This window comes from Sandarakinorhabdus sp., from assembly GCF_031430775.1.
Taxonomy (GTDB): domain Bacteria; phylum Pseudomonadota; class Alphaproteobacteria; order Sphingomonadales; family Sphingomonadaceae; genus Sandarakinorhabdus.
In genome coordinates, this window is sequence record NZ_JANPCD010000169.1 from 1 (window position 1) to 9865 (window position 9865).

Here is a 9865-nt window from a genome sequence, read left to right on the forward strand (position 1 = left end):
AATAATAGGCGCCCTCGCGGCTGATGAGCAGGTCATGGGAAAGCGCCTTGCCCTCCCAAATCACCACCGCATCGGCAAAATCGGCGCGTCCGGCCTCCTCCAGCGTGTACATGCTGCCCGGTTCCGACGCGCTCCACGCCAACGTAAGGGCGCCCAATCCGCGCGGGGTTTCGGGCGGTGTGAACTCTGGCGCCAGCAGCAAGCGTGTGCCGCAATCCAGGATGGCGCCGGCATCTGGCCCGGCAAGAGGCGGGGCATCGGCGATGGTTTTATCGCCGGCACGGCCGGCAGGCGCGGCGCAATTGCTGCGATGGCCGCGCCAGGACGGCGGCACCGCTGCCGGGCCGGGCTGCGGCGGCGGCAACGGCGGCACGACGCGGATGGTCCATCCCGGCTGCACGGCATCCGGCACCGCCATCAGGCTGGGCTCGCCGAAATCGCCGCCGCCAGCCACGGCAAAGGCGCCGTGCAGGCCAAGCAGCGGCAATTGCAGAATATCGCGCTGCTGCGTCGCCGCCTCCGCCAGCGTGCCCACACCCAGCGCCGTCAGCGCCGGGTCAAGAAACAGGTCGGCGTCGAACAGCGACAGGCCATCGCGTTCCAGCGGCGTGCGCGGCTCGGGGTCGGCACCCAGCGCCTCGGACCAATTGTCGTCCAGCCCGCCAACATCGACCAGGCCAGGCGCGCCGTGCGGCGCCAGCAACGCGCGCGCACCGACATTGGCCCCCGGCACGGCGTGGTGCGCGTCGTCATCCAGCACCGCCCACCAGCTGTCAGCGTCCTGCGGCGACAGCCCGAACGGCCCGATGATCTGGCGCGCGCCATCAAGGTCGGCGCGCAGCATCAGCCGCAGCCGGCCCGGCGCGGTGCGATCAAGCCGTGCCGCGACCTTCATGCCATCGGCCCAGCTGCCCAGGCTGGCGGCGCGCACCACAAGGGCCGCGCCGCCGACGCTGGCGCCGGGCACGGTGAACACACGGGTGCCTGCCACATCGCTGCCAATTGGGTTGTGCCCCAGCCGCCGCGCCAGTTCCGCGGTGCGGCACACCCGGATGACATGGGCGCGGGTGCCGCCATTGCCAAAGTAATGGCGCACGGCGGCGGGCAGGGCGGCCTTCAGCGCCGTGCCGGTGCCAGGGTCATGCGCCAGCGCCAGATCGCCGCCGAACACCGACTGGAAATCGCCGGCGCTGTCGATGACGATGGGGCGGTGGCAAGGGCCGCGCGCTGCAAAGCCGATGAACAACGCCACGTCCATGCGCGGCAGGCCGTCCACCGTCGGCGCGGCGGCCCCGGTGGCAAGGCCTGGCAACAGCCGGCGCGGATGGAACAGCTGGTACAAGGTCTATTCCATTTCCAGCCGTTCATAGGCGAGCACCATTTCCTCCATGGCGACGTCCGTGCCCTTGGCATTGAACGGTCCCATGGTGGACTTGATGATGCGCGCCCGAATGAGCTTCCATGTGACGACTGCGGCGCTATGGTCCTCGTTCTGCAGGATGACCTTGACGGTGCGCAGGGCGTTCTGGTTGCCGTTGCGTATGTCATCGAGCCATTTGTACAGGTTCAAGGAACCGATGACGCCGCGTTTCATGGTGACATCGGTGGATTTGTTCATGCCGGTGATCTTCATCACCGAATTTTCCTTGTGATTGCCGGTCCGGTATTCGGACACAGTCACTTCCATGCCGATGCCCGACAATTCCTGGAAACCGGCGGCGGGGCCTTCGGTCACCCCATCGCCGATATCGACCAGAAAGTTGAACTGGACATATGGACGTTCGCGCTGGACAGCCATTTGCGTTGCTCCCGATTAGATTTTGCGGTCGGCCGTCCATTGGCCGATGCGGAAAATGACGAATTCGGCCGGACGCAGCGGTGCAACGCCGATCAGGCAAACCAGCCGGCCATTGTCGAGATCGTTCTGCGACATGGTCGAACGGTCACATTTGACGAAGAACGACCGCTCCGGCTTCTCCCCGAGCAGCGCGCCGTTCTGCCATTCGTTCAGCAGGAAATCGGCAATCGTCGAGCGGACATTGGCCCAGAGCAGCTCGCCATTGGGCTCGAACACCGCCCATTGCGTGCCCTTGTCGATGCTGCGTTCAAGATAGGCGAAATACCTGCGAAGATTGACATATTTCCATTCCGGGTCGCTCGATATGGTGCGCGCGCCCCACAGGCGCATGCCGCGCCCCTCAAAAAACCGGAAACAGTTGATGCCTTCGGGGTTCAGCACTTCCTGCTGGCCCTTGTTGATCATCTTTTCAAAACCGATGGCCAGCCGCACCACTTCATTGGCCGGCGCCTTGTAGACCGCCCGCTCGATGTCGTTCCTCGCATAGATGCCGGCGACAAAGCCGGACGGCGGATAATGGTTCTCCACGCCCGTCAGCGGGTCAATGACCTTGACCCAGGGGTAATAGAACGCGGCATGGCTGGAATCGAGCGTGCCCCGGTATGCCCGCACATCGGCGATGCTGTGGCCGAAGACGCTGTCGAGCACGGCGATGCAATATCGCATGCGTTCGGCATGGCTGATAAGCGCGCCGGCGATGGCCAGCGCATCGGTGCCATTGGCCGTCGATCCCGGCGCCGCGATGATCGAGATGTCCTCGATCGCCTCCAGCGCCTTCAATCCCCAGCTGCGATTGGTGGTCGGGTCCTCGGCGCCCTGATAGGCGGCCAGCCCCGGCTCCTTGCCGTCCAGCCCGCCATCAAGGCGATAGACGGCATCGAGCACCGGCAGGTCCATGTCGCGAGGGGAGTCGTCCTCCTTTTTCCCGGCAAGCGTTTTCAGCGTGAACCGGTCCGTCGCCGCCGCACCGACGAGGAACGTCCGGGCAAAGGTGATGCCGTCCATCTTGCCGTTGCTGGCCGCTGCGGCCTGCGCTGCTGTCGTTGCGGCCGCCGCCACCGCCGAAGCTGATGCCTGCGCGGCGGCCTTGGCGTCCTTGTCGATATTGGCGGCCGTCAGCGACGCTTGCGCCGCTTGAGTCAACAGCGTCTTGGCATCGGCGTCGGCTCGTGCGTCCAGCGCGTCCTGCGCCAGCACCGGATCAGCCGGGTCGGCCGCCGCTGCCGCTTCGGCGGCCACCGCATCGGCAACTGCCTGGTCGGAAATCAGCTTGGCGGCATCGAAATCGCCTTGCGCTATGCCGGCCGCCGCAGTCGCAGCCACTGCCTCGGAAGTCGCTGTCGCCAGCCTGGCATCGGCGGCCAATTTGGCGGCATCGGCACTGGCTACCGATTGCTGCTCGATGATGATCGGCAGGGTGCGCGCCCGCGACAGGCTGGCCGGCACCGCTGCGAAATAGTCGAAAATTGAATCCGGCTCGCCGCCGCTGGTATGGCCGGTGTCCAGCGCCAGTCCGGCGGCGCCAAAGAACGGCAGGCCGCTGTCCGATGGCTCATAGGACACGCTGGCCGTCAGCGTCTGCACCCGCGCGCTTGCCTGCGCCGCCAGCGCCTGCAATTCGAAACTCACCCGCGCCGCGCCGGCCAGGCCATTGTCGAACGTCCAGGTGCCGGCCTGTACGTCGCGCACCAGCAGATACAGGCCGTCATTGGCGGCCACCGCCAGGCCGTTCACCGCCACCACGTCGCGGGTCGCGCTGGATGACAGCCGTGCCGCGCCATTCGATATGGTCAACCGGTTCTGGCTGAGCCGCATCTGCAGACTCACACGGCCCGCGCCGGCCTTGCCGGGATGACGGGCGCGCACCCGCACATTGGCCGGCGGATAGCTTCCCTGCAAATGCGCGCAGGCCGCAGCGATGGTGGCCGCTTCGTCCGCCGGCGTATCGCCCCGATGAAAAGCGCGCGCGACATAGCAGCGCTTGCCGCCTTCCTCGAAAAAGGCGCGCACGCCGTTCCATAGATAATTGTCGGCGCCGCCGGTGTCATCAAAATCCAGCCGCGCCTTGCCGCCATAGACCCGTTCATATTCCACCAGAGAAGTGATGATATCGGGTTCCAGATCGATGGGGCCATAGCGGGTGGCCCCGACAAAGCCGGTGGTGGTGGTCGAAACCCCTTCGATCGACTTGGCGCGGAAGGACACCTCCTCCACAAACACGCCTGGGGCAAGATATTCGGGCATCGCGGTATCTCCTGCGCTAGAATCTGGTCATGCCGCTGCCATCAGCAGCAGCGATTGCGGGCCGGGCGGCGTGGTCCGGGTGCGAAGCGTCATCGGACGGCCGAATTCCAGTGTTTGCGCCGGCAGCGCCGTCAGGCCGCCGATGGTCGAGGCAAAGACGCCGCGCGGATGATCCAGCTGCGCCAGCAATGCACCAAGATCGGGCTGGCGGGCCGGGTCCAGCGCGGTTGAATAGGCCGTGATGACCAGCGGCCAGCGAAACTCGGTCACCGCCGCTGGCGCTGGCGCCGCCGCAAGATCGGGGCGTATCGGCGGCGGCCACGGAAAGAACATCGCCGCCCGGCCATGGGCGTCGGCCTGCGCGAGGCCGCACACCCGCCCGGCATGGCTGGCGGTCAGCAGCGCCCAGGCTGCCGGCACGTTGCTGGCTTGGAACGCCAGTTGGCAGCGCAGCTCCGCACAACCGGCAGGCGCGCGGCGCCCAGGCGCGGAAAACAGCGGCAGGGCATCGCGGCACACCACCGGACCGGTGCCGTCATCATCGGTCAACGGTGCCAGCAGCGGCTGGGGCAGGGCGGCCCAGTGCGGCCATTGAAACAGGCCCTTTTCGGGCAGGTCGAGATCGAGCCGCAACGGCAAGAACCGCCCCGCAGGGTCGGTGACCGTCAGGCTCTGGCCGCTTTTCGTCTGGCTCCACCACGGCAGGTCATCGGGCGGCCCATCGGCACTTGCGGCAAACACCGGCACCGGCGCCATGCCCGGGACGTTCGACGTCACCCAGACCCGTTGACCGTTCGCCGCCAGCGCTGCCGTGCGGGCCGGATTGCTGCGACTGGTCAAAACGGCGCCCAGCCCCTCGCCGACCAAGGCACCGGTGGCGACATCGCGAAACCGCACGCCCAGCGCTGCGGGCCGCACGACATGCTCCAGCACGCGCACGGTCATGCCGGCACCTCGCGGCCCAGCACGCCCATATCGAACTGGCGTTCGACGACGCGCGGATATTCGTCCAGCGTCTTTTCGCTGTCGAGCACCAGCATACGCATGACATAACTGGCAGCCGGCGGCAGCACCTTGACCCGGTCCCACAGCGTCAGATGATCGGGAATACTCAGCGGATCGAGCACCAGATCAACCGTTTCGGTGTCGGCAAAGATATCGCTTTCGGCGAGGAAGTGATTGAGCTGGCTGGCCACCAGCGGCCCCAGATCGTCCATCGCGCGCAGCATCCAGCCCAGCAGGCGCTGTTGCCGCTCGGCATCCTTGCCATAGGGCACCAGCAGATAGTGCAGGTCGATCGGCAGCGACGGCCGGAACCGCCGGCCATGAATATCGGTGCGCGGGCCGAGCGCGCGGCGCTGCACATTCGGCGTCACCCGCCACAGGCACACCGCGATGCCGTCAGCCATGGCCGTGGCAATTTCGGGCATCTGGCGCAGTTGCACATCCAGCGCGCCGCCGCCGAATTCGGCGCGCGGATAATGGTCGCGCAGCAAGCTGACGATGGCGGCGCCGGCAGCGGCAATGGCGCGGTGGCTGGCCATCAGTGCAGCGCCTTGAGACTGGCAGAAAGTGCCGCCAGATGGTCGCCGTCCAGCGTCATGTGGCGGGGTTCGAGCCGGACGACCGAAGCGGCGGCAGCATCATCGGAAATCGCCATTATGGCCAGGCCGGGATTGGCAAAGATCCGCGATATGCAGTCTGGCGCCGGCTGAGCGTGATTGCCAAGGGCGTGGAGGGCGCCCTGCGCTTCCCGCACGACCAGCAGGTCGGCATGCGTCCGGTGCGCGGCGTCCAGCGCATCCTCGCCTTCGTGGCAACGGCCGACCACCTCGACGGCTTCGCGCGCGCCAAGCAGAGCCACGACGATTTCGCCGAGCATTTCGGGCATTGCGCCAAGCTGGATGCGAATGGTGATGCGCGCGCTCCTGCTGTCATGGGGTTCGCATGCAACATCGCGCTCGCCGGGCGCCGCGACCATCAGCCTGATGGCACGTCCCGATGGCACTGCGGCCCATGGCCGAACGGCTTGCCTGGCGCCTGCCGGGCGGGGCGTGCAACCCGGGGAATCCCATTTGCGCTTGGCAGGCCTGAGCATCGGCAATGGGCCGAATGGCAGGGGCTTTCATGGACCATCAGGGGCAATCGCGCCCCTGCCATGCGGCGCCTGAAAAGACTTTGCCAACATGGGCGGGATGTCATATTCTTTGGTTTCCACAAGAATAAGAATCGGTCGCCTTCGTATCGTCGTGCCTGCTGGTCAGCAGGTGCTTGTTGGTGTGTTCGCTGGCGTTGAGCAGCGGTGCATTTGTTCGGTACCCGGCCTTTGTGGCCACGCCCGAAGGATGCTCTGCTCGCCTTGGGAGGGGCGCAGGCCAGTGTGGAGGATGGCAAGATGTTGCAACGTGCTGCCGCGGACCAGGGAGCCGCGCGCCGGCCGCTGGTTTTTGTAATCAGTGATGTGCTGCTTTACCGGGACGGTATCGCCAGTGGACTTTCCAACACGACGGGCATCGATGTGCTGGGGACCGCCGGCAGCGCAGACGCGCTCGCAAGGTTGGCCGAATTGCACCCCGATGCCGTATTGATCGATGTCGCCGCCACCGATGCCCTGGCTCTGGCGCGCGCCATGAAGGTATGTCGCCCCGGCTTGCCGCTGGTCGGTTTCGGCATCACGAGCGAGGAATCGAGCCTTGCCTGTGCCGAGGCCGGCCTGACCGGCTTTGTCGGCCGCGATGGCACGCTTGCCGAACTGGCGGACACAATTCGTCAGGCGTTGTCAGGGCAGGTCGGCTGTTCGCCGCAACTGGCCGCCATGCTCTGCCAGCGACTGGCCAGCCTGTCGGGCGCACGCCCGGCGCCGCCCAGCCTGCTGACCACCCGCGAGCGCCAGATCGCCGCCCTGGTGTCCGATGGCCTGTCGAACAAGGAAATCGCCCAGGCGCTGCGGATCGGTCCGGCCACGGTCAAGAACCATGTCCACAACATCCTCGACAAGCTGCACGTTCCTCGGCGCAGCGCCATCCCAGGCCGCATGAGCGCCTGAGACGGATAACGCCGCGTCGTGTCAGACGCTGGGCCCGCGACCGCCAAACAGATGCGCGACCAGTCCGAGCACGAACAGCACGACAAAGACCCAGAACAGCAGGACTGCAATCTGCGAGGCCGCGCCGGCAATGCCGCCAAAGCCAAGCACGCCGGCAATTACCGCGACAATAAAAAAGATGATGGCATAACGAAGCATCAGCGGTTCCAGTGCAAATGAGCAATTCCCGGAGAACGTCCACCGGGCCCAGTGGTTCCTGCCGGCGGTTCCTGCCAGCGGAAGATGCAAGAGAGGCCGGGCGCGGCAGAATCTCGCCGCGCCCGGCTCCGCTGCTGTCAGACCTTGTCGCCCAGCTTGCCCATCACGGTGCCGGCGGCGTGCTGCACCTTGCCCTTGGCTTGCTGCAGTTCGCCTTCGACCTTCAGCTTGGGGTTGTCGGTAACGTCGGCAACGACCTGCTTGGCCTTGCCAGCGATCTCGTTGCCAAGACCCTTGGCCTTTTCATTCATCTCGCCCATGGGAAAATCCTTCACGCAACCGGCCGGCAACAGACCGGGCGGGCAATCCAGACAACGCCCGCAAGCATGTGCCAGTTCCAGCGCCAGTGCCGGCAATTGTGCCGCACATGATGGCTTGCAACCAAATGCGAGGCTGTGCGTCATGCAATCGAGGCAGCGAGCCCCGTCCCCCAGTTTCGCTGCCCGAACAGGACCCGGCCGCAAATCCCCCCCCCCCAATTGCGGCCGGGTCCACCCTGCTCGCCCCAAGTCTGCGGGCGAGGAACCGGGGCGTCCTTGATGCGTTGGAAGTTCGGGAAACCGAACCAGTCCGGCAACCAAAACAGGAGTGTAACCACCATGCGACCCAATCTATCACCGCTGCTGCTCGTTGTTGTCGCCAGCTTCGGCTTGGCGGCGTGCGAAAAGAAAACTGCCGATGCCCAGGCTGACGCCGTCCGCGACACCAGCGACGCCGCTGCTGCCAGCATGGAAAACAAGGCCGATGCTGTCGAAAGCCAGGGCGAAGCCGCAGGCGCGGCCACGCAGGACGCTGCCAACGCCAACGCCGATGCCATTCGCGACCAGGCCGATGCCGTGAAGGACAAGGGCGAGGAAAAGGCCGACGCCATCGAAGCCGGCAAGATCGGCGCGACCACCAAGACCGACACGCTGACCACGACGACAGTGCCGCCGAAACAGTAATTTCCTGTTCTGCGTTGCGTACGAAAATGGCGCCGGGGTTCGATGGTCCGGCGCCATTTTTGTGTGCGTTGCAAATTTTGCGAAACGAACCTGCGGGCCATCCGGTCAAGAATGGCCCGCAAACAGCTCAGGCGATGCTGGCGCGCAGCATCCAGGCGTTTTCTTCATGCACGCCTATGCGCCCGATCAGCATGTCCTCGGTGAACTTGTCCCCGGCATCTTCGGCAATGTTGCTTGCCTCCAGCATCCTGCGGGCCACTGCCTCGTTGTCGGCCACCAGTTCGGAAAGCATATCGGGTGTTGATTTGTGCGGCGTTTCGACATCGACGCATGAGGCTTCGCGAAACTCCGAAAAGCTCGCCGGGGCAACATGGCCCAGCGCGCGGATTCGCTCCGCAATGGCATCGGCGGCGCCGTGCAGTTCCTTGTATTGGGCGTCGGTCAGCTTGTGCAGGCCAAAAAAGCTCGGCCCGGTGACGTTCCAGTGCACGCCCAGCGTCTTGAGATACATGGCGTAACTGTCGGCCAAGGCGATCTTCAGGGCGGCCGCCACGGCGTCGCGTCCTTCACGATCAATGCTGGTCGCCAGCTTTTCGTCATCGCGCGCGCCGCGGCCCTTTACCGTCATGGCCCTGGCGGGCGATCCGGTTTTCATCTTCTTTGTCATGGTTGTCTCCGTTGCAGGGGGTGTCCCTTCTGCAACGCGGCGCCAGTGCTGCCGGTTCCCAGTGCTGCCGGTTCCCGCTCCGGCCAGATCCTCAGGCCTGCGACAGGGTATGTGCCTGCTGCATGATCTGGTCAAATGGCGCGACCCCGGTTTCGGGCATGTCCGCGCGGGACAACTGCAACTGCCCGCCATCAAGCAGCACCTTAAGCGCCACCCTGGCGCGGGCGACGCGGCTTTTGACGGTACCGACGGCGCATTGGCTGATGGCGGCCACATTTTCGCATGTCATGCCGCCGGCGCCCATCAGGATCAGGGCTTCGCGCTGTTCGGCCGGCAATTGCATCAACGCGCGCTGCATGTCGCTCAGGGCGATATGGCTTTCCTGTCCGGGGGGGACCGCAAGCAGCAGATCGGCCGAAAACTCGTCCCATTCGCCCTTGAATCGGGCGCGGCGGACAAGCGAGAAATAGACGTTGCGAAGGATGACATGCGTCCAGGCCCGCATGTTGGTGCCAGCGATGAAACGGTCCCGCGCAATCCATGCCTTGAGCATGGTTTCCTGCACAAGGTCGTCGGCCATATCGGCATTGCCGGAAAGCGACCGGCCAAAAGCGCGCAAATGCGGGATTGCCGCGCCCAGCGCCGCCTTGAAGTCCTTGTCGCTGAGCGTGGCATTCGGCTGTTGGTCGCGCGGCGGCTCGTCCTCGCCCAGGCGTTCCAGCAAGGCCAGGATCTTGCCGGGCAGCGGCGCCTCTTCGATCGCGGAAAACACGACGCGCAAGAACGTCCCGAGGTCGCGGACCACCGGGGACTGGGCCTTGGCGCCCGGTAGCCGCACCGCCGGCGCC

12 protein-coding genes are annotated in these 9865 nt (G+C 65.6%); 2 read left to right on the forward strand and 10 right to left on the reverse strand.

Annotation, left to right across the window (positions count from 1 at the left end; translation table 11 throughout):
- The 6 genes from RMQ73_RS10705 to RMQ73_RS10730 form a co-directional block, all read right to left on the reverse strand.
- On the reverse strand, nt 1–1342 hold a 1342-nt coding region (locus RMQ73_RS10705), incomplete at its 3' end, for a hypothetical protein (protein ID WP_310498217.1).
- Nucleotides 1343–1345: 3 nt separating this feature from the next.
- Nucleotides 1346–1798 carry a phage tail protein gene (locus RMQ73_RS10710; RefSeq protein WP_310498218.1) on the reverse strand — a complete coding sequence of 151 codons (453 nt, stop codon included), beginning with the start codon at nt 1796–1798 and terminating at the stop codon, nt 1346–1348.
- A gap of 15 nt (nt 1799–1813) precedes the next feature.
- Entirely contained in the window at nt 1814–4102 is a 2289-nt protein-coding gene (locus tag RMQ73_RS10715) for a phage tail sheath subtilisin-like domain-containing protein (RefSeq protein WP_310498219.1), read from the reverse strand.
- Between the two features lie 27 nt (nt 4103–4129).
- Nucleotides 4130–5047 carry a hypothetical protein gene (locus tag RMQ73_RS10720; RefSeq protein WP_310498220.1) on the reverse strand — a complete coding sequence of 306 codons (918 nt, stop codon included), beginning with the start codon at nt 5045–5047 and terminating at the stop codon, nt 4130–4132.
- A complete protein-coding gene (locus tag RMQ73_RS10725; protein WP_310498221.1) occupies nt 5044–5646 on the reverse strand; it encodes a Pvc16 family protein in 603 nt (200 codons plus the stop codon). Before RMQ73_RS10725 ends, RMQ73_RS10720 begins: the two co-directional genes overlap by 4 nt.
- Nucleotides 5646–6110 (reverse strand): hypothetical protein, encoded by a 465-nt coding sequence (locus RMQ73_RS10730; RefSeq protein ID WP_310498222.1) that lies wholly within the window; start codon nt 6108–6110, stop codon nt 5646–5648. The genes RMQ73_RS10725 and RMQ73_RS10730 overlap by 1 nt, the downstream gene beginning before the upstream one ends.
- Before the next feature lie 387 nt (nt 6111–6497).
- On the opposite strand from RMQ73_RS10730, the gene RMQ73_RS10735 reads away from it, so the two are divergent.
- The gene (locus RMQ73_RS10735; RefSeq protein WP_310498223.1) at nt 6498–7148 is read left to right on the forward strand and encodes a response regulator transcription factor; all 651 of its coding nucleotides are present in this window, start codon (nt 6498–6500) and stop codon (nt 7146–7148) included.
- A 21-nt stretch (nt 7149–7169) separates the two neighbouring features.
- Here the strand turns inward: RMQ73_RS10735 and RMQ73_RS10740 are convergent, their stop codons facing one another.
- Both RMQ73_RS10740 and RMQ73_RS10745 read right to left on the reverse strand, forming a co-directional pair.
- Complete coding sequence (locus tag RMQ73_RS10740; RefSeq protein ID WP_310498224.1) at nt 7170–7346, reverse strand: DUF1328 domain-containing protein; 177 nt, start codon at nt 7344–7346, stop codon at nt 7170–7172.
- Nucleotides 7347–7483: 137 nt separating this feature from the next.
- Complete coding sequence (locus tag RMQ73_RS10745) at nt 7484–7681, reverse strand: CsbD family protein (protein WP_310498225.1); 198 nt, start codon at nt 7679–7681, stop codon at nt 7484–7486.
- A gap of 324 nt (nt 7682–8005) precedes the next feature.
- On the opposite strand from RMQ73_RS10745, the gene RMQ73_RS10750 reads away from it, so the two are divergent.
- On the forward strand, nt 8006–8350 hold the full coding sequence (locus RMQ73_RS10750) for a hypothetical protein (RefSeq protein ID WP_310498226.1): 345 nt from the start codon (nt 8006–8008) through the stop codon (nt 8348–8350).
- Nucleotides 8351–8477: 127 nt separating this feature from the next.
- On the opposite strand, the gene RMQ73_RS10755 is transcribed toward RMQ73_RS10750, so the two are convergent.
- On the reverse strand, nt 8478–9017 hold the full coding sequence (locus tag RMQ73_RS10755) for a DNA starvation/stationary phase protection protein (RefSeq protein ID WP_310498228.1): 540 nt from the start codon (nt 9015–9017) through the stop codon (nt 8478–8480).
- Nucleotides 9018–9108: 91 nt separating this feature from the next.
- Nucleotides 9109–9738, reverse strand: coding sequence for a sigma-70 family RNA polymerase sigma factor (locus RMQ73_RS10760; RefSeq protein ID WP_409049867.1), 630 nt, complete (start codon nt 9736–9738; stop codon nt 9109–9111).
- Nucleotides 9739–9865: the final 127 nt, after the last annotated feature.

Coding starts and splice junctions, on each gene's coding strand:
- RMQ73_RS10710 (WP_310498218.1), bottom strand. CDS start 1,798: ATGGCTGTCCAGCGCGAACGTCCATATGTCCAGTTCAACTTTCTGGTC.
- RMQ73_RS10715 (WP_310498219.1), bottom strand. CDS start 4,102: ATGCCCGAATATCTTGCCCCAGGCGTGTTTGTGGAGGAGGTGTCCTTC.
- RMQ73_RS10720 (WP_310498220.1), bottom strand. CDS start 5,047: ATGACCGTGCGCGTGCTGGAGCATGTCGTGCGGCCCGCAGCGCTGGGC.
- RMQ73_RS10725 (WP_310498221.1), bottom strand. CDS start 5,646: ATGGCCAGCCACCGCGCCATTGCCGCTGCCGGCGCCGCCATCGTCAGC.
- RMQ73_RS10735 (WP_310498223.1), top strand. CDS start 6,498: ATGTTGCAACGTGCTGCCGCGGACCAGGGAGCCGCGCGCCGGCCGCTG.
- RMQ73_RS10740 (WP_310498224.1), bottom strand. CDS start 7,346: ATGCTTCGTTATGCCATCATCTTTTTTATTGTCGCGGTAATTGCCGGC.
- RMQ73_RS10750 (WP_310498226.1), top strand. CDS start 8,006: ATGCGACCCAATCTATCACCGCTGCTGCTCGTTGTTGTCGCCAGCTTC.
- RMQ73_RS10755 (WP_310498228.1), bottom strand. CDS start 9,017: ATGACAAAGAAGATGAAAACCGGATCGCCCGCCAGGGCCATGACGGTA.